The 18,848-nt window shown below is 58.8% G+C and carries 18 protein-coding genes, 1 tRNA gene and 1 pseudogene; 10 read left to right on the forward strand and 10 right to left on the reverse strand.

The features are described 5' to 3' along the window. The first annotated feature begins 89 nt into the window (after positions 1-89). The 3 genes from flgM (at position 90) to ACODTD_RS25925 (ending at position 1,762) form a co-directional block, all read left to right on the forward strand. Complete coding sequence (gene flgM / locus ACODTD_RS25915) at positions 90-416, forward strand: flagellar biosynthesis anti-sigma factor FlgM (RefSeq protein WP_007960324.1); 327 nt, start codon at positions 90-92, stop codon at positions 414-416. Between the two features lie 48 nt (positions 417-464). Next, positions 465-932: a flagella synthesis protein FlgN gene (locus ACODTD_RS25920; protein WP_221615379.1), complete on the forward strand. Its 468-nt coding sequence runs from the start codon at positions 465-467 to the stop codon at positions 930-932. 95 nt (positions 933-1,027) lie between these two features. Next, the gene (locus tag ACODTD_RS25925; protein WP_011335512.1) at positions 1,028-1,762 is read left to right on the forward strand and encodes a flagellar brake protein; all 735 of its coding nucleotides are present in this window, start codon (positions 1,028-1,030) and stop codon (positions 1,760-1,762) included. Positions 1,763-1,821: 59 nt separating this feature from the next. Here the strand turns inward: ACODTD_RS25925 and ACODTD_RS25930 are convergent, their stop codons facing one another. The 4 genes from ACODTD_RS25930 to ACODTD_RS25945 all read right to left on the reverse strand — a co-directional run bounded on the left by ACODTD_RS25930 (position 1,822) and on the right by ACODTD_RS25945 (position 7,003). Then, positions 1,822-3,180: an MFS transporter gene (locus ACODTD_RS25930; protein ID WP_221615378.1), complete on the reverse strand. Its 1,359-nt coding sequence runs from the start codon at positions 3,178-3,180 to the stop codon at positions 1,822-1,824. A 68-nt stretch (positions 3,181-3,248) separates the two neighbouring features. Continuing rightward, positions 3,249-4,490 carry a glutamine synthetase family protein gene (locus ACODTD_RS25935; RefSeq protein WP_221615439.1) on the reverse strand — a complete coding sequence of 414 codons (1,242 nt, stop codon included), beginning with the start codon at positions 4,488-4,490 and terminating at the stop codon, positions 3,249-3,251. Positions 4,491-4,709: 219 nt separating this feature from the next. Further along, positions 4,710-5,402, reverse strand: a complete 693-nt coding sequence (locus ACODTD_RS25940) for a sensor histidine kinase (RefSeq protein WP_039772101.1) — start codon at positions 5,400-5,402, stop codon at positions 4,710-4,712. Continuing rightward, on the reverse strand, positions 5,399-7,003 hold the full coding sequence (locus tag ACODTD_RS25945; RefSeq protein ID WP_011335516.1) for a tetratricopeptide repeat-containing response regulator: 1,605 nt from the start codon (positions 7,001-7,003) through the stop codon (positions 5,399-5,401). The genes ACODTD_RS25940 and ACODTD_RS25945 overlap by 4 nt, the downstream gene beginning before the upstream one ends. 215 nt (positions 7,004-7,218) lie before the next feature. On the opposite strand from ACODTD_RS25945, the gene ACODTD_RS25950 reads away from it, so the two are divergent. After that, positions 7,219-8,601, forward strand: coding sequence for a lysozyme inhibitor LprI family protein (locus ACODTD_RS25950; protein WP_311776292.1), 1,383 nt, complete (start codon positions 7,219-7,221; stop codon positions 8,599-8,601). A gap of 81 nt (positions 8,602-8,682) precedes the next feature. Here the strand turns inward: ACODTD_RS25950 and ACODTD_RS25955 are convergent, their stop codons facing one another. The 3 genes from ACODTD_RS25955 to ACODTD_RS25965 are packed head-to-tail and all read right to left on the reverse strand — an operon-like array spanning position 8,683 to position 12,272. Further along, entirely contained in the window at positions 8,683-10,317 is a 1,635-nt protein-coding gene (locus ACODTD_RS25955) for a GMC family oxidoreductase (RefSeq protein ID WP_221615376.1), read from the reverse strand. Continuing rightward, the gene (locus tag ACODTD_RS25960; RefSeq protein WP_221615375.1) at positions 10,314-10,868 is read right to left on the reverse strand and encodes a sorbitol dehydrogenase family protein; all 555 of its coding nucleotides are present in this window, start codon (positions 10,866-10,868) and stop codon (positions 10,314-10,316) included. Before ACODTD_RS25960 ends, ACODTD_RS25955 begins: the two co-directional genes overlap by 4 nt. A gap of 3 nt (positions 10,869-10,871) precedes the next feature. Further along, positions 10,872-12,272: a cytochrome c gene (locus ACODTD_RS25965; RefSeq protein WP_221615374.1), complete on the reverse strand. Its 1,401-nt coding sequence runs from the start codon at positions 12,270-12,272 to the stop codon at positions 10,872-10,874. Between the two features lie 362 nt (positions 12,273-12,634). Here ACODTD_RS25965 and ACODTD_RS25970 point away from each other — a divergent pair. Beyond that, positions 12,635-13,417: pseudogene (locus ACODTD_RS25970) on the forward strand (MCP four helix bundle domain-containing protein); the annotation flags it as partial. After that, positions 13,412-14,275: a methyl-accepting chemotaxis protein gene (locus tag ACODTD_RS25975; RefSeq protein ID WP_409438513.1), complete on the forward strand. Its 864-nt coding sequence runs from the start codon at positions 13,412-13,414 to the stop codon at positions 14,273-14,275. The pseudogene ACODTD_RS25970 and the gene ACODTD_RS25975, both read left to right, overlap by 6 nt. Positions 14,276-14,329: 54 nt before the next feature. Here ACODTD_RS25975 and ACODTD_RS25980 read toward each other — a convergent pair. Continuing rightward, positions 14,330-14,406 (reverse strand) — tRNA-Arg (locus ACODTD_RS25980). Between the two features lie 285 nt (positions 14,407-14,691). Here ACODTD_RS25980 and ACODTD_RS25985 point away from each other — a divergent pair. Together ACODTD_RS25985 and ACODTD_RS25990 are read left to right on the forward strand one after the other, a co-directional pair. Beyond that, the gene (locus ACODTD_RS25985) at positions 14,692-14,919 is read left to right on the forward strand and encodes a hypothetical protein (protein ID WP_221615373.1); all 228 of its coding nucleotides are present in this window, start codon (positions 14,692-14,694) and stop codon (positions 14,917-14,919) included. A 20-nt stretch (positions 14,920-14,939) separates the two neighbouring features. Next, the gene (locus tag ACODTD_RS25990) at positions 14,940-15,119 is read left to right on the forward strand and encodes a PA3371 family protein (protein WP_221615372.1); all 180 of its coding nucleotides are present in this window, start codon (positions 14,940-14,942) and stop codon (positions 15,117-15,119) included. On the opposite strand, the gene phnN is transcribed toward ACODTD_RS25990, so the two are convergent. Then, positions 15,094-15,663, reverse strand: a complete 570-nt coding sequence (gene phnN, locus ACODTD_RS25995) for a phosphonate metabolism protein/1,5-bisphosphokinase (PRPP-forming) PhnN (protein ID WP_011335524.1) — start codon at positions 15,661-15,663, stop codon at positions 15,094-15,096. The genes ACODTD_RS25990 and phnN overlap by 26 nt on opposite strands. Before the next feature lie 389 nt (positions 15,664-16,052). Between phnN and ACODTD_RS26000 the strand changes: the two genes are divergently transcribed. After that, the gene (locus ACODTD_RS26000; protein WP_003178899.1) at positions 16,053-16,379 is read left to right on the forward strand and encodes an Arc family DNA-binding protein; all 327 of its coding nucleotides are present in this window, start codon (positions 16,053-16,055) and stop codon (positions 16,377-16,379) included. A gap of 114 nt (positions 16,380-16,493) precedes the next feature. On the opposite strand, the gene mgtE is transcribed toward ACODTD_RS26000, so the two are convergent. Beyond that, positions 16,494-17,936: a magnesium transporter gene (mgtE, locus tag ACODTD_RS26005; RefSeq protein WP_011335525.1), complete on the reverse strand. Its 1,443-nt coding sequence runs from the start codon at positions 17,934-17,936 to the stop codon at positions 16,494-16,496. Between the two features lie 320 nt (positions 17,937-18,256). Here mgtE and ACODTD_RS26010 point away from each other — a divergent pair, with 320 nt between their 5' ends. Continuing rightward, positions 18,257-18,775: a hypothetical protein gene (locus ACODTD_RS26010; protein WP_011335526.1), complete on the forward strand. Its 519-nt coding sequence runs from the start codon at positions 18,257-18,259 to the stop codon at positions 18,773-18,775. The last annotated feature ends 73 nt before the right edge of the window (positions 18,776-18,848 follow it).

Genomic DNA, 18,848 nt, shown 5'->3' on the forward strand with positions numbered 1-18,848 from the left:
GCATGCAAGCTCATTGCTAAATGAGCCTAAAGTTTTCCAGGGGATGGCCGAGAACATGGCAAGCGTCCAAATTCCCAGAGGTTTTTAACATGGTCATCGATTTCAGCCGTTTGAACAGCTCCTCGTCACTTACGGGCAGTACGCGTACCAGCAACGCCAAGGAAACCGCCGAAACCGGCACTTCCGCGCCGCTGAATACCCCGGCCGAACAGGCCAGTACCGCAAAAAGCGGGGAATCGGTACACCTCAGCAATGAGGCTCAACAGTTGCAGAAGGTCACTGACAAGCTGCGCGATCAGCCTGCCGTCGACAAAGCCCGCGTGGCCGAATTGAAAGCAGCGATTGCCGATGGCAGCTATAAAGTCGACAGCAACCGTGTAGCCAGCAAACTGCTCAACTTCGAAGCCCAGCGCTAGGCCTCGGTCTGCGCCAGGCTTTTGGACGCTTAAAACCCAAGGCCAGCCATGCACGACACTAATCTATTGCAACTGATCACCGACGACTTTGCTCCAGCTCAACAATTGCTGGAGTTACTGCAAACCGAGTCCCTCGCCTTGCACGGTCGCGACATGCCTCTGCTGGAAGAAATTCTGGCGAACAAGCAGGCATTGATCATTCTGCTCGAACAGCATGGCCGCAAACGCAGCGAAATCCTCGCCAGCCTCAATCTGTCGATCGACCGCGCCGGCCTGGAACAACTGGCCAGCCAGTCGAGCATCGGCGACCAGTTGCTGAGCCAGAGCGATGTCCTGACCGATCTGATCGCCCAGTGCCAGGCAGCCAATGCCAGAAATGGCCAATCGATCGTCATGCAGCAGGCCGCCACGGCCAATCAGCTGAAAATCCTCACCGGCGGCGAGCCTCCCGCGCTCTACGATGCCAGTGGCACCTTCTCCAAACTGCAGAAACCACGCGCGCTCAGCCAGGCGTGATGCTTTCTTCCATGCTTGCGCCCTATCAACGTGCGAAACATGCTGGCAAAATACTGGCCAGCCGTAGTCAAATTTTGTCTGGAGATTGATTTAACGTGTCCAATGATGACGCTCCGCAGCCCCCAAAGGTGCTTACCACGCCCCTGGAGATCTCCAGCAATCTGCGCCAGCTGCTTGAAAGCCATGATCCGCTGATCATCACCTTCCACGAGCGCAGCCAGCGCTTCCAGAGCTATCTGATCAAGGTTGACCGGGAAACCGCCACGATTGCCCTGGACGAGATGATCCCGCGCGATGGCGAACGCTTCCTGCTCGCCGGCGAGCCGTTCAAGGTCGAAGGTTTTCATGACGGTGTGCGCATTGCCTGGGAATGCAACGGCACGCTGAACATCGAAGAATCCAGTGGCGACCGCTTCTACACCGGCGACCTGCCCACCGAAGTGGTTTATCACCAGCGCCGCAACGCCTTCCGCGCAGCCCTCAAGCTGACCGATCTGGTCAGCGTTGTGCTCGGTGGCGAAAAGCTCAAGGCACCGATCGACGGCAAACTGCTGGATATCTCCGCCACTGGCTGCAAACTGCGTTTCGAAGGCGACATCACCGACCGTCTGCAATTGGGCCAGGTTTATGATCGTCTGATCGCCGCGCCGTTGTTCGGCAACCAGCCGACCTCGGTCGAGTTGCGTTACCTGCACTTCGAAGAAAAACTCAACATCACTTTCGCCGGCCTGCGTTTTCACAACATCAGCGGCCCGGCGGCCCGCAACGTCGAGCGTTTCGTTTATCAACTGCAACGCGAAGCGCGTCGGTTCGATAAAGACGACCTCTGATCGGCAAGCATAAAAAACGGGCAGTCACTGCGGTGACTGCCCGTTTTTTTATGCCTGAATCACGGTCTGGCGGGGCTGATGTCCGGCCCTTCGCCTTCGATTGTCGAGTCGGTTGGCGCGACAGGTTCTGGCTCGGGTTCAGGCTCCGGAGCGACCGTATTCTGCATCTGCTCCTGCACCACTTGTTCATCCACCCGCGGATCAAGCGCAGCCACCAGCGGCGAGCTGGACATGCTGTCCGGCATCGCCACGTGATGCAGCGGTGCATCGTCGACCTGGTGCAGATTGGTCACGGCTTTCGGCCGGATCCGCCACACCAGCACCAGCGCGAAAAAGGTGAAGAACGCGTACAGGCTCTGCGCCCCGAACAGCTTCATCAGCACCCCGGCCACCAGCGGCCCGATACTGGCGCCCACGCCGTAGGTCACCAGCAGCATCGCCGTCAGCGACACCCGACGTTCGCCTTCGACGTGGTCGTTGGAGAACGCCACCGCCAACGGGTACAGGCAGAACTGCACCAGCGAACAGAGGAAGCCGACCACGAACAGCACCTCCAGCGGCACTTGCGGCAGGATCGCCAGTGGCAACGAAGCAACCGCGAGGAACAGCGCGAAACAGCGGATCAACAGCGCCCGGTCATAGCGGTCGGACAACCAGCCCAGCGGCCACTGCACCACCAGCCCGGCAAAAATGCAGCTACCCATGAACAGACCGACCTGCTCGGTGGACAGCCCCTGCTGGGAGGCATACAGCGGCGCCAGACCATAGAACGAACCGATGATCAGCCCGGCCCCGAGCACCGTGCTCAGCGACTGCGGCACACGCTTGATAAAGAAGCGCGGCTCCATCGGCGCCGGATGCAGCGGTGCCGGGTGAATCCGACGGGTCAGCGCCACCGGCACCAGACACAGGGCAAAACACAGCGCGACCAGCATCAGCAGTTCCAGGCCAAGGCCCGGGTGCATGACCAGAATCAGCTGACCGAGCACCAGCCCCAGGTACGACGCGATCATGTAGCCACTGAACACCAGACCGCGCTGATTGGCGTCGGCCTGCTCGTTCAGCCAGCTCTCGATCACCATGTATTGGCACATCATGCCGAGACCGACGATGGTCCGCAGCACCAGCCACGCCGGCAACCAGTCCACCAGCCCGTGACCGAGCACCGCCGCACCGACGATCCCGGCACACGCCGAGTAGGCGCGGATATGCCCGACCCGGGCAATCAAGCGGTGACCAATCTTGCCGCCCAGCACCAGACCGAAATAGTTGGCGGCCATCAACGCACCGACCCACAACCCGTCGACATGGTCGGCAGCCAGACGCAAAGCCAGATAAGTAGAAAGAAGGCCCGAGCCGATCAACATCATCAGCGAGGCGAAATACAGCGCTCGAAAGGATTTCCAGATTTGGCGCATCGGCGTTCCGAGCGGCTCCTTGCAGTAAGTATCGGGCTATCAAACGATAGCCCGACGGCGACATTTCGTCAGGCCTGGGCTGCTAGAACACGGCGTTCCCAGGGAGTGATTTCATCAAAGAAGCTGGTCAACTCCATGGTCTTCGAAGCGATGTAACCTTCGATGAACTCCGTGCCGAACAGTTCCTTTGCAAGCTGGCTGCGCTTCAGACGTTCGAGCGCCGCGTGCAAGGTACACGGCAGCGAAAGATGGTCCGGCACGTCGAACTCGCCCTGAATCGCTTCGCTTGGTTCCAGCTCATGCTCGATGCCGTACAAGCCGGCAGCCAGGCTCGCAGCGATGGCCAGATACGGGTTGGCATCGGCCCCCGGCAAACGGTTCTCGACACGGCGTGCGACCGGCGAACTGGCCGGAATGCGCAGGCCGGCGGCGCGGTTGTCGTGGGACCAGCAGGCATTGTTCGGTGACGCGAACGGATGGCACAGGCGCTGGTACGAATTGACGTTTGGTGCAAACAGCGCGGTGAAATCAGCCATGCCTGCCTGCTGCCCGCCGATGAAGTGGCGGAACATCGCGGTCGGCTGGCCATCCGCGTCGCTGAACACATTTTTGCCGCTGCCGATTTCGACGATGCTCTGGTGAATGTGCATCGAACTGCCCGGTGTGTGCGCCAGCGGCTTGGCCATGCACACCACGGTCAGGCCGTGCTTGAGCGCGACTTCCTTGAGCAGGTGCTTGAACAGGAAGGTCTGGTCGGCCAGCAACAGCGGATCACCGTGCAGCAAGTTGATCTCGAACTGGCTGACGCCCATTTCGTGCATGAAGGTATCGCGCGGCAGACCGAGGGCCGCCATGCATTTATAGACTTCACTGAAGAACGGCCGCAGACCGTTGTTGGAGCTGACGCTGAACGCCGAATGACCGTCCTCGCGACGACCGTCGAGACCGACGGGCGGCTGGAACGGCTGGGTCGGGTCGGTGTTCGGCGCGAACACAAAGAATTCAAGTTCGGTCGCCACCACCGGCGCCAGACCGAGAGCTGCGTAGCGGGCAATGACTTTCTTGAGCTGACCACGGGTCGACAGGTTGGAGCTTTCGCCGGTCAGTTCGTCGGCATCACAGATTGCGAAGGCCCGCGGTTCATCACTCCATGGCAACGGATGGATCTGCGCAGGATCGGCCACCAGCGCCAGATCACCGTCATCGCTGCCATAGAATTTTGCGGCGGGATAACCACCCATGATGCATTGCAGCAATACCCCCCGGGCCAACTGCAAACGCCGCCCTTCGAGGAAGCCCTCGGCGGTCATTACCTTGCCCCGTGGCACGCCGTTCAAATCCGGCGTGACACATTCAATCTCATCAATGCCCGTCAATCGCTGCGCGAGTGAACGCTGGCCATCGGTTGTCATGACGCAATCCTTGTTATTGTGCGAGCCGCGAACGGCGACCCGGACAAAATAGGCTTCGGCTGTTCGGAATATCAAGCAGCAGCCAACAAAAAGAATTCCGGTCGATGAATCGGTGATTCAGGGCAGGTAAATACTGAACACGCCGCCGCCCAACGGGCCGCCATTGCGGATCTCGGTACGCCCGCCTACACCGTTGCGCTGATGCAGCGCGGCGATGCGTCCGGCGAAGTACAGACCAAGGCCGGTACTGCCACTGCTGTGGTTGATGCCCTGCACATAATCGGCCTGACGCTCGAGCATTTCGGCCGGGTAACCGTCGCCGTCGTCATTGATGCTCAGCACCAGTTGCCCGGCTTCGTCGCTGACGGTGATCAGCAGCGATTCGCGGGCGTAGCGGATGGCGTTATTGATGCAGTTGCCCAGCACCGAGGCGATCAGCTCACGATCGAAGAAGCCCAGGGGACTGAGCGGATCGACTTCGTATGTGGCGAGGATTCCACGACTGGCGAACACTTCCTGATGCGCCGCCAGTTGCGCCTCGATGAAGTCGTCCAGCTCGTGATAAGCCGGCTGCAACGGCATCTGATTGACCCCGAGCTTGTACAGCCCGAGCAGCTGCACCAGCATGCCGTTGAGGTGGGCGAACTCGAAGTCGATCACGCCCTGCTCCGGCCCCTGGCGCTGCGCCTCGGGCAGACGCGCCAGCCATTGGCTGTGGGCCTGCATCAGCATCGCCAGAGAGTTTTTCATGTCGTGCACGGTGGAGGCGATCACCGTGGAAAAATCCAGTGCCTGCTCGTCTTGGTTCATTCGCCAAACGCCTTGCTTTTCAGCTTCTGATAACGCGGATAACGCGCGTCGGTGTCGGGCATCAGACCCACCAGTTTCAGGCAGGCCCGACATTCTTCCAGCTCCGCCGACGGCACATTGGTGTCGGTGCCGTGCAGCAGCGACTGGGCCATGTTCAGCGCGATACTGATGTTCTTCGGTTGCATCTTCAGCGCCTTGCGGAACACCTCGCGGGCCTCGACCAGATTGCCGGTCTTGTACACGCGCACGCCCTGACGGTTGAGGTCGGCGGCAGCGTTGCTGGAGCTGAGGATAGTCGGGTCGTCGGTGAGCTTGGCGATGTCTTTCATCACCGTCGGGTCATCGCCGTAGATTTCCGCACAACTCTTGAGCATCGAGGTGCCCGCCTCGGCCTGGCCGAGCATCTGCAATTGCTTGGCCACCAGCAACGCCGCCTCGGGGCTCATGAACTGCTCCATGCCGTCGAGGCGCATCAGCGCTTGCTCGGTGAGTTTTTCGGCGGTTTCGGCATCGTTGAGCAACAGGCTCGTGGCCTTCATCAGACGCGCGCGAATCTGCAGGCCCGGATCGGTCGGGTTTTCCTTGGCCACGGCGCTGAGGGTGGTATTGATCTCCAGCCGCGTGCGGGTGTCGAGCCCGCGCTCGCTGCCCTTGCTGATCAGCGCGTGAGCCAGGCCGAGATTGCTTTCCGGATCCTTGAAGCGCGATTGCGCGCCCTGATTCACCGCCTGGCGATAAGCCCGGGAGGCGGTGTCGAAATCTTCGTTGGCCATCGCCAGCTTGCCCAGCAACGCCTGACGGCGCACGGCCAGCGGCGACAGTCGAATCGCCTCTTCCAGCACTTGCTGCGCGCCTTTGGTATCGCCTTCGGCGACCAGCACGTCGGCCATGCCGTCGTACAGCGCCGGCATCATCGGGAAGACCTTCAGGGCTTTTTCGTAAACGCCCTTGGCCTGACTGACTTGCCCGCGCTTGAACAGCAACTTGCCCAACCCGGCAAACGCCCACGGCAACGGCCGGTCAGCGATGATGCTGTCGTAAAGGCGCTCGAGCGCTTCGTTCTGGTTCATGTCGCGCAACGCATCGGCGCGATAGCGCAAGCACAGCGGCGAATAACGGATGTCCTGTTTGCACAGGGCGATGCAGGCGTTGAGCACCTCCATCGGCTTGCCCCGGTCGAGGGCTTGCAGGATCGGCTTGAGCAGGGTCTTGCGCTGCTCCAGCCGCTCCAGGCGCTGAGCCAGGCCGGAGCGATTGAAAGGTTTGGTCAGGTACGCGTCCGGCTCGTGCTCCAGGGCACTGAGCACCATCGCCTGACTGGTCTCGGCCGTGACCATCACGAACACCGCTTCGTGGCTGATCAGCTTCTCCATCATCAGGTCTTCCAGCACCTGCTGACCGTTCTTCTTGCCGTCACCGAGGTGGAAGTCCTGCAGAATAAAATCGTAGGACTTCTGCGCGCACATTTTCAGCGCCTGCTCACCGGTGTCGGCGGTGTCCACATCCTTGACGCCCAACTCGCGCAACATCGAACGCACGGAACTGCGGAAATCCGAGAAATCATCGACGATCAGAAAACTCTTTTGGTGATACGACAGCATCGAGGATTTCCAGGCAATTGAAGAGGATGGACCATTTCCAGGCGCGCAGATGATAGCTGCCGGCCAAATGCTATCAAGCGATTTCGCGCGACTCTGTAGTCACCGAACGGGTTATCGGCCGGATCAGCGATTCTCTTGAAGCGGGGGTTCAAGATTCGTTGCGCAAGGATTACCCTGCGCGGCGGTTCACACCTTCCAACGGCAAAGGATTCATCGTGTACATCAAGGGACGCTACATCGTGTCGGTCTGTGCGCTGCTGTTTTTTCAGCAGGCAGTGGCGAGCGGAATGGACTGCACAAAGGCGGCGAGTGCTGTGGAGAAGGCGATTTGCGCGGACAAGCCTTTGTATGAGCTGGATGCGCAGATGGGGGCGGCTTATCGGAAGCTTATGAAAGCTGCCCCGGCGCAGGCCGAAGTGAAAAACGCCCAGCGCCAGTGGCTGAAGGAGCGTGATCGATGTGGCGAGGAGGTCAGTTGCCTGAACCAGCGTTATCAGGATCGTTTGCAGGTCTTGCACGCTCAGTGGATCGACGCGGTGGCCTACAAGCCGGACGACATTGATAAACAGGTCATGGAGGATCTGCAGCAACGGATTCGGGAGATGAGCAAGGAGAACCCGGAGTTTGCGCTGGAGCGAGCGCTGGATTCTCTCTCAACCGACGACGGCGAAACTTCGTTCTCCGGTGATCCCAGCGACGACAACACTTACGATCAGACCTTGTTTCCCAAAAGCATTCCCAAGGGTGTAACCCCGAATGAATGGAAGGCGCTTAAAGCTTCCGGTCTTGACGCTGATGCCGAGCAGGGCCAGGCGAATTACTCATTGATAGACCTGAACGGCGACGGTCAACGGGATCTGATCGTTTCAACCTACACCGGTGGTACAGGCCTCTTCAGCTTCTATGAAACCTTCCGTCGCGATGGAGAACGGTTCACCAGAAGGCTGGCTCCCTATGATCCGGACGCCAGCGCCGGCAGCTCGTTGTTCTCCACCAATGATCGAGGCGCCAATCAATCGGCAGCCTGGATCAAATCTCATGGAAGGATGTATCTCGCCTATCGCAACGGGTCATACGGTGTCGATCAGATCTACCTGCTCAATCCCCTGAAGATCAACAGCCAAATACCAACAGTGACGGTTCGGTATGACTACAAGTTGATCGTGCCGAGCAATCAATACTCCGAGGAAAGCAGTACCAGCTACGTACTGGACCCAGTCTTGCGAAAGACTCTCATAAAAGCCCTGACCCAATCGGGTGCGGGTAAACCTCAACAACCCAGCCAACACAAAGGCCCCCTCTGCCCCATTCCTGCATCGGGCTCGGGTGACGATGATTATTACAGTTACGGCGCAGGTTACTACGCAGTAGAAACCGTCATGGACTTGCCAGTTTTCATCGACAACGAGTGCTTCATCGCAAGGCTGAACAATTGGTTTGGTAGTTACAGCGAGAAAGACGGATTGCCCGCCTTGCTGACTTTGCGCAAGCCTGGGTCTCAGGATCCCGAACGGGGCTTCTCAGTCAACGGCCGCCGACATTTCACGAACGTCACAACCTCGATTGGAAAGGCAGAGGGTGGAGCTGAAATTTTCTAGCCCTTCCTCCTGCAAGATTGAAAGACACAAAAAAGCCCCACCAGACACCTCTGCGTGGGGCTTTGTACTTCAGGGCGCTTCTCAGACCTCCGCCACCAACACATCGGCAATCCGAATACTTAACGCCGCACCCGTCAGCGTCGGGTTCACGCAGGAGGACGATGGCATGACGCTCGTGCCAGCGATGAACAGGTTGGAATGGTCGTGACTGCGGCAATCGCGGTCCACCACCGAGTCTTTCGGGTCATCGCCCATGATGGTGGTGCCCATGATGTGCTGACGGTTCTGGAAGCCCGTGTCCGTACTGACGATGTCGGCGTCGAGCAATTTCGCAAACTGTTTGAAGTCTTCCAGCGCCTTCTCTTTACCGGCGTGCCAGTAGTCGGGAACGCTGTAGTAGATCTCGGGAACCGGCAGACCGATGGCGTCGAACTTGGTCTTGCTCGGGGTGACCCGGTTTTCCGGCAGTGGCAGGGTTTCGAAGTCGACAGCCCAGTTCAGGGAGCGCGCCGATTGCAGGCGGATCTGCTCATCGAGCTTCGAGCCCAGGACACCTTTGGCGATCAGGTTCGAGGTGATTTGCGACGTCGGCACGGTGTTGCGCACCTTGATCTTGTAGCTCGGATAATCGTTGCGAAACGCGCCATCGCGGCTGTTCAGATAAACCAGCAATTGCGTCGGCCCTTCGCCCGGCCACATGTCTTCCTTGGTCATGACGTTCATGCTGATGCCGGTGTGGTCCATCAGGTTGCGCCCGACCTGATCCGAGGAGTTGGCAATCCCGTTCGGGTACTTTTCCGAGGTCGACATCAACAGCAGCTTCGGCGACTCGATACCGTACGCCGCCAGTACAAAGGCCCGGGCGGTCAGTTTGTGTTTGGTCTTGTCGGGGCGCATGTACCAGATCGCGGTGATCTTGCCGTCGTCGCCCGCCTCGATCTTGTAGACGACAGAGTTGTCCAGCACCTTGGCGCCATGGCGCTCGGCCTCATCGATGTGCATCGAACCGTCGTACTTGGCGGCAATCGGACACACCGGATTGCAGTTGTTGTTGCCAGCGCAGGGAGGCCGCTTGCCATAGGGGCGGGTCGCCCGGCCATTCGGCTCGAGGATCGGGTTATACCCACCCTTGCTGAGCAATTCGGAAAGGCGCTTGAACATGTAGCTCGGTTTCAGGCCCTCCATCGGATAGGGAATCGAGCGCGGCGGATAGGCGTCCCCGCCCTGCCCGCTTTCGTCCTGGCCGTCGACACCGGAAACGCCCAGTTCGATTTCAGCCCGAGCGTAGTACGGTTCGAGTTCGTCATAACTGATCGGCCAGTCGCGACCACGGCCATACAGCGACTTGAGACGAAAATCATTGGGCAGCATGCGCCACAGCGAGGAACCGAAATGCCAGGTGGTCCCACCCACTACACGCAGATACGAGGTGTTGTATTTCACCGGCCCTACCTGCTGCAAATAGTCGCCGTAGGTCGACGGCGCGTGGGGCAGGCTCGGATAAGGCGACCCGGCGCCCTGCAGCTTGGCATTGGCCAGCGAGAGTTTCACCGGCGCATTGCGGAACGTTTCCACCACATCACGACGATTCACCCGAGGCCCGGCCTCGAGCACGATCACCGACTTGTTCGCTTTGGCCAGCCCCGTGGCGATCAGACCGCCCATGACACCGGAACCGATGATCACCACATCGGCATCGAATTGATCGCTGCTCATACTGTCGAGTCCTGAATGACTGATGGTTTGGGACCCCATGAATCCGGGCCGCCACCGTAGGTTGGAATGATGAGAATGCCGTGAGTGGGCTGATACATCATGGCGAGGGAATAGCTGATCAGCTCCGCATCCGCCGGCTCACCGACAATGCCCAGATACCAGGCGGAAATGATGCTGGTGGCCGTGGCCCGCAGCGACGGATCCGGGTTCGGCTGCGCCAGGTATTCATCGACATGCCGGTACCCCTGTGCGCCGATCAATTGCTTCAGGGCAATCACGTTGGTCGAGAAATTCGGCGCGCGCTTGTCCAGCGCAGCGTAGTAACGACCGGCCAGGACCGGATTGACCGCACGGCTGACCAGAAACTGCGACAGCGCAATGAAATCGTCGCTCGATACCTGGGCTGCCAGCACCGACTGCCAGGGCAGCGCACTGCCGATCATCGCCGCCAGGCCCAGCGTCACGGAACCGCGCAACAGATTGCGGCGAGTGAGCCCCGCCGAGGCTTCGGGTTGAACCGTTACTTGTTTGTGCGTCATTGAAGTGTCCATTGCTCAGGCCTCCTTGCGCCGACGTGCCATCAAGGCCCATGCGCCCAGGCCGATCAACAAGCACACGAGAATGATGACCGGGATCGTAAACTTCGCCATCACTGCCAGTGGCGCCTGGGGCCCACCGTTGCGTACCTGTGCCACATCGGCGGCGGTGACAACCGTGTCGGCATTGCCGTAGCGCGACAGCACGTAGTTGCTGACGTCGGCAATCTGCTGGTCGTTCAGGCGGTCGGTGAATAGCGCGTCGGGGCCGAAACCCGGCATGTCGATGGCCACACCGTCGACTTCACGATGCACGCCGTACACGATGGCCGCGATCAGGTTGTCGCTGCGACTGGTGGCAGTGTTATGAAACAGTGATGGGTATTCCCGGGTGCCCTGACCGTTCGGCTGATGGCAGTTGGCGCAAGTGCCACTGAATATGTGCCAGCCCGGGTTGTCGCCCGGCTTGCCTCCGCGCAGCGTCAGCTCATCAGCCGAAGCCTGACCAAACTCGTGCCGGGCCGTGCTCTCCCCGGTCTTGATCGGCGTGGTCTGCAACAGAAAGGCCGCGATGGCTTTGAGATCCACATCGCTCAGATGCTGCAGACTGTTCTCCACCGCCTCGGCCATCGGCCCCGCCGCCTGGGCCTTGCCCTCGACGTGACCGGTACGCAGATAGGCCACGATCTCGTCGCTTGACCAGGCCCCGATGCCACTGACTTTGTCGGAGGTGATATTGGGGGCATACCAACTGCCCAGTAATCCGCCGGCCAGCGGTTTTGCGCTGTCGGCCGCCATCAGGACATTGCGCGGTGTGTGGCAGGTGTCGCAGTGAGCCAGGCCGTTGACCAGATAGTCGCCGCGATTGACCTCGGCGGACTTGGCCGGATCCGGCGTGAAGCGTGTTTTGCTGTGGAACAGCGCGTTCCAGCCAATCATCGATGCACGGATATTGAACGGGAAATCCAGAGCGGTTTTCTGGTTCGGCGTATCGACCGGCGCCACTTCATGCATGAAGTAGTCGTAGAGCGCAGCAATGTCGCTGTCGGTCATCTTCGAATAGGAGGTGTAGGGCATCGCCGGGTACAGCCGAGTGCCATCGGCCGTCACCCCGTCACGCACCGCGCGGGCGAATTGCTCTGAGGTGTAATGGCCAATACCCGCCGCTTTCGAAGGTGTGATGTTGGTCGAGTAAATGGTGCCCATCGGCGAACTGAGCGGATAGCCGCCCGCAAAAGCCTTGCCGCCTGGCGCCGTGTGGCAAGCCACACAGTCAGCCGCTACCGCCAGACGCTTGCCCACCGATGCAGTGCTTTCGAGTGCCTCGCCATTCGCTGTTCCGACGGTGGCGATCAACAGCGTGACCCATCCGGCAAAGGTGTACCCCCTGCTTTTCCCTTTATCAATGCGACGCGACATGAGTCCTACCCTAGGCTGCTTCGTTCTTTTTTCACGGTTCTGGAAATCACGAACACGGCATCCTCGCCATCTCGGAAGCCAAGGGCGAAGAGGTACGATGTCGTACGTATTTTTGGAATATTCCACACAATGTAACACTTGGCAATAAATAGAAAAGGCCAAGTGCCATCTTTTGTATGTATGTGCTGAGCGCTCTAAAACGATGGCTACAAGGGATTTCATGCAGAATATATTTACGTGAGAAACAACTGGTAACCCTACAGTTGTGGACTCAGCAGCCGAAAGATGTACGACGACACACCATTTTCTTACGAGCTGCACTCGATATTGTCCCAACCCCACATTTCAGCAGGATGCCCCTTATGAGTTGGTTGAATGACGCAAGACTTTCCACGAAATTGATCACCGCCTTCGCGGCGTGCGCCTTCATCACCCTGGGGGTGGGCCTGCTGGGAAGCCGGGGAGTGACCGAGCTCTCGACAAGCCTCAGATCGGTGTTCGGCAACAACCTCGTCGCCGTCGCCAACATCGCGCAGACCAAAATCAAGGCTGTCGGACAGACCCGTGACATGTATCGGCTTTACGTCGCCACTGCCGCCAACCTGCCACAGAGCACCAAAGACGAATTCCTCGCCTCGATGAGCGCGAACCAGTTGGCGAGTGAAAAAGCCTTTGCCGAATATCGAAAAACCAAGCTTGCCGACGACGAACGTGCAGCAGGCGACCGAATGGAAAAAGCCTGGCCCGTTTACCAGGCGATCGTGCAAAAGTATCTGGCCCTGATGAAGGCCGGCGACCTGGAAAACGGCCGCGAACTGCTGCTCGGCGACCTGCAAAAGAACTACCGCGTCGTCATGGACGAATTGACCATCATGACCAACTCCAACGATATGCAAGTCAGCGAAGCCGCAAAGCGTTCGGTTCTGACGGAGTCGTCCGCCAAGACGTCGCTGTACATCGGCATCGTGCTGGCCTTCGTCGCTGCGATTTTGCTCGGCCTGTTCATCAGCCGACTGATCAGCCGCCCCATCTCCAAAGCCGTTGAAAGCGCCCGAAGCATCGCTGGGGGAGACCTGACTCAAAACATCGTCAGCACCGGCCGCGACGAGGCCGGTCAGTTGCTCACGGCCCTGGCCGAGATGCAGGGCAGTCTGAAAGGCACTATTCAGCAGATCGCCAACGCGGCAGATCAACTGGCTTCAGCTGCCGAAGAACTCACCGCCGTCACCGACAACGGAAGCCGTGGTCTGATCCGTCAGAACGACGAGATCCAGCAGGCAGCGACCGCTGTCACGGAAATGACCTCCGCCGTGGAGGAAGTCGCGCGCAACGCCGTGTCCACCTCCGAGGCCTCCCAAGCCACCAGCCGGGAAGCCGGCAATGGACGCGATCAAGCGCGAAGCGCCGTCGCTGCGATCAACCATGCAACCACGGAAATCGCCACCTCCACCACAATGGTCAAAGACCTGGCGGAGAAGGTTCGAGACATCGGCAAGGTGCTGGATGTGATCCGGGGGATTGCCGAGCAAACCAATCTGCTGGCACTTAACGCCGCCATCGAGGCCGCACGCGCGGGTGAGCAAGGTCGAGGTTTTGCCGTGGTCGCCGACGAGGTACGAGCCCTGGCGGCAAGAACCCAAGCCTCGACAGGGGAAATCGAAGGCATGATCAACGACGTTCGCAACAGTGCAGACGAAGCCGTTGGCGCCATGGGGAAAAGCCAGGCGCTGGTCAGCGAAACCCAGTCACTGGCGCAAGCGACCGGCCAGGCATTGGAGCTGATTGCCGACGGCATCTCGCAGATCAACGATCGCAACCTCGTCATCGCCACTGCTTCGGAAGAACAGGCACACGTCGCTCGCGAAGTGGATCGTAATCTGGTCAACATCCAGGATCTGTCCACCCAAACGGCGGCAGGTGCGCATCAGACCAGCGCCTCGACCCAGGAACTGTCCAACCTGGCGGCGTCCTTCAACACCATGGTCAGTCGCTTCCGCTTATAAAATGGCGACAACAAAAAGCCCCGCCAGATTACCTGCGCGGGGCTTTTCAATGGATGGTGTCCCAGGGCAGGTTCGAACTGCCAACCTTCCCCTTAGGAGGGGGATGCTCTATCCAATTGAGCTACTGGGACACAGGACTGTCGGTGCGACAGACGGCGTGCATGTTAACGGCCGGGCCCTGATTTGTCATGTCGTCCGCAGGGCTTTTTAAGTGTAGGCAGGCGCCTTGCAAGGGTGCCGGACGTTTTACCGTGCATTTTGCATCCCTCCCAAAAAGCCATCATTGCAGAATGCAATGCTTCCTCTTCGAAAAACCCTCTTAAATGCTTGTTTTTAAAGGACTTAACAGCGGTTAGACTATTGGCACGACGGCTGCTTTACCGGTTCTTATACAAGAACAATCGGAGACTCGTCTCATGAACAGCGCCCTCGTGTTCGCAAATGCAATCGCACTGGCCGTCCTGATGGGCTTTCACTTCGTCCCCGAGGACAATGAGAAAGTGGCCGGGCGCATGCCGCATTACCTGCAAGTGCAGAAGGCGCCGCAATGGGCGGTGTTGAGCGATGAGAGCTTCGCCCCGCAAGCGGTCAGCCAGTCTGAACAGGCGCTGCCGGCGCATTCGACTGAACGTCTGGTGTTTTGAAATTTCTTCAGGAGTACAGCATGTCCAAGTCAGCTGCAGGATTTCTGATCCTCGCCTTATTGAGTGGCCTCGGGCATTTTTCGCTGTTCGAGGAAACCGAAATATCCCTGCCCCTGATCGGGTGCGGCATCTTTTCGGCGCTGTTTGTATTGGCGCTGGTGGCCGGGCGCAAGATCAAGTTTGATCCGGTATTGCGCTGAACCTGACCAGCTCCAGCAGATGATTGACGGCATCGGCCAGATCGCCTGAGTTATCGATCAGGTGCACAGGGCTGTCAGTTGAACGCCTGTCCTTGAACAGCGTGTTGCGGGCCAGCCGCGCATCGATCTGCTCAAGCGTCTCCCGGCCACGCCGGAGCAGGCGCTCACGCAGGACATCATCCCGAACCGTCAACAACACAGGCACCAGTGTCGGGTAGCTTTCCAGCGCTTGCCGAAGGTTCGCCCGAGAGCCGTTGACCAGGACGTGCTTACCGGTTTTCAACCATTGGTCCATTTCCACCGGAATCCCGTAGGCGAGACCATTGGCCTCCCACGCCAGCGAAAACTCGCCAGCCCGCAGACGCTGCTCGAACGCCTGCGGCGTCACACCGATCGCATCCTCGCCCACGGATTCGGCTGAACGGGTGATCACTCGTCTAATGATTTCGCAGTTCAACGCTCGTAAGGGTTCGCGCGCAGCCTCGATCAGACTGTCCTTGCCGGAGCCGGAAGGGCCCATGAGGTAAATCAGCCTGCCATCCATCCTGAAAACGCCCTCCGGCGGGCATTTGCCCCTAGTAAATCGGCCATTTGCCACTATCCTGTACAAGGTAAGGAACAAGGATTCAACCCGCATAGCATGCACGTTCTGACGCCTTCGGGCATCAGTCGATATGCTTCAGGACGCGGTCAGTGATACGGGCCGATGCTTTCTTTTCAAACCAGTCCGCATTTCTGATAATTGGTGCTGGCATTACGCCTTTACCCGGATCAATATTTGTCACAGAATTGACGCCAATGATCTGGCAATTTTGAGGCATGATGCGCGCCTCTTAACAATTCAGGTTGAACCATTTGGCGCGGATGCTTGTCCTACCACACATCCTGCGGCCAATCCCGAGAACCGCTCCCCTGAACTAACCGGTTAAATATATGCGCCCATTGAAACAGGCAATTTATTCCAGCCGTACGGCTGACAAGTTCGTCGTACGTCTGCCAGACGGAATGCGTGAACGCATTGCCGAGGTGGCTCGCAATCATCATCGCAGCATGAACTCCGAGATCATTGCGCGCCTTGAGCAGAGTCTTATTCAGGAAGGTGCACTGGGCGAAGAGTTGAGCATGCGCCTGGACAGCCCGGAGCTCTCGCTGCACGAACGCGAGCTGCTGCAACGCTTCCGTCAACTTTCCCATCGCCAGCAGAACGCGCTGGTTTCTCTGATCGCCCACGACGCCGAAATGGCCGCAGACGCATCCTGAGTCAAACCGAATATCTCAAGCCAGCATGAATGCTGGCTTTTTTTTGCCCGCAATTCGGGTTTTTCAGGGGCGAAAAAAAGCCCGCCAATCGGCGGGCTGTTTCGATACAGGCAATCAGAGCAGGAAAATCGTCGCCAGCCCCAGGAAGATGAAGAAGCCACCACTGTCGGTCATGGCCGTGATCATCACACTGGCGCCCATCGCCGGATCGCGACCCATCTTGGCCAGCGTCATCGGGATCAACACCCCCATCAACGCTGCCAGCAGCAGATTGAGCGTCATGGCGGCCGTCATCACCACGCCCAGCGACCAACTACCGTAGAGCATGTAAGCCACCACACCGATCACACCGCCCCAGACCAGGCCGTTGATCAACGCCACGGCCAGTTCCTTGCGCATCAGGCGCGAGGTGTTGCCGGTGCTGACCTGGTCGAGCGCCATGGCGCGAACGATCATGGTGATCGTCTGGTTGCCCGAGTTGCCGCCAATGCCCGCCACAATCGGCATCAGCGCCGCCAGCGCCACCAGCTTCTCGATTGAACCTTCGAACAGACCGATCACCCGCGATGCGACGAATGCCGTGATCAGGTTGATCGCCAGCCACGCCCAACGGTTACGCAGGGATTTCCAGACCGAGGCGAAGATATCTTCCTCCTCGCGCAGACCCGCCATGTTGAGGACTTCGCTTTCGCTCTCCTCACGAATCAGATCGACCATTTCGTCGATGGTCAGACGGCCGATCAGCTTGCCGTTCTTGTCGACCACCGGGGCCGAGATCAAGTCGTAACGTTCGAACGCCTGAGCGGCGTCGTAGGCATCTTCATCCGGATGAAAACTCACCGGATCACTGGCCATGACTTCGGAAACCTGTTTTTCCGGATCATTGACCAGCAAACGCTTGATTGGCAGCACGCCCTTGAGCACGCCGTCGTAGTCGACGACGAACAGTTTGTCGGTATGACCCGGCAGCTCTTTCAGGCGGCGCAGGTAACGCAGAACCACTTCAAGACTGACGTCCTCACGGATGGTCACCATCTCGAAGTCCATCAGCGCACCGACCTGCTCCTCATCGTAGGAGAGAGCCGAACGCACACGCTCACGTTGCTGCTGATCCAGAGTCTCCATCAGCTCATGGACGACGTCTCGCGGCAGCTCGGAGGCCAGGTCAGCAAGTTCGTCGGCATCCATGTCCTTGGCCGCAGCCAGGAGCTCATGATCGTCCATGTCGGCGATCAGCGTTTCACGGACGGAATCGGATACTTCGAGAAGAATGTCGCCGTCGCGATCGGCCTTGACCAGCTGCCAGAGCGTCAGACGATCGTCCAGCGGCAGGGCTTCAAGAATGTAGGCGACGTCGGCGGAGTGCAGATCATCGAGCTTGCGTTGCAGCTCGACGAGGTTTTGCCGGTGGACCAGGTTCTCGACCCGGTCATGATGCGGGCCTTCCTGGCGATGAGTCAGGTCTTCGACGACCCGCTGGCGCTGCAGCAGCTCGACGACCTGAGCCAGGCGATCCTGCAGGCTTTCCTGTGTTTTCTTTACTTCGATTTCGGACATAGGCGAACTCCACTCCCAGCAGCGGGGCACGCCGGAAGGATCAATCAGTCAATTCATGATTGGTGAAACGGGTTACTGAATAACTACTGGGTAAGTCCATGGAGGTTTTCCATAAGCCCCGGCGGGGCTGACGGGCGCAATGATACACCGCCTGACGGTTTTAAACGTGAAAAAATCGTGGCTGAAACAAGCGCTTGCGAGACAAAGCTGAGCGCTGTCCTGATCCTTCACACTGCGACGACTCATCCTGAAAAGAAAACACACCGACGGTAAAAAAACTGCCAGCTAGGCTTGATCAGGATCGTCATGGAGGACGCCGAATGCCATCGAAAACATCCCGATTCATGCTGACCACCCTGCTCTGCCTGCCCACCATCGGCAGCGCAACGACACTTCATCGCTGCGAAGCCTCTGATGGTAGCGTCACGTTCACCACATTGAGCTGCGCGAACGATGAGCACCTTTCATTGCAGGAAGTTCGCCCCTACTCGCCTGGCTCGACCGTGACACTGATACCTGAAGCCCGGCACGAAGAAATATCCGGCATGAATATCAGAAAGCGAGAAATGGCCGTCGTCGGGCGCACCCAGGACAAATGCGGAGACTTGATCGACGCGCGACAGAAACGCGAGGCGATCATCAATCAACGAATCATCGCCGGCATGAGCCAACAGGATGTTGAAAGCGCCTTGGGCAAACCCGACAAAGTGAGCATCCGTAATTCGGCAACGAGTTATCGTTACGACCTCAAGCGAGGCCGCAGTGCTCAAATCGATTTTGATGAGAAAGGATGTGTGACGGGAAAAGCCAAATCCCGGACAGCAAAAAGCCCGCGTTAAACGCGGGCTTTTCGGTATATGGTGCACTCGACAGGATTCGAACCTGTGACCGCTCGGTTCGTAGCCGAGTACT

The organism is Pseudomonas sp. FG35 (assembly GCF_057809295.1).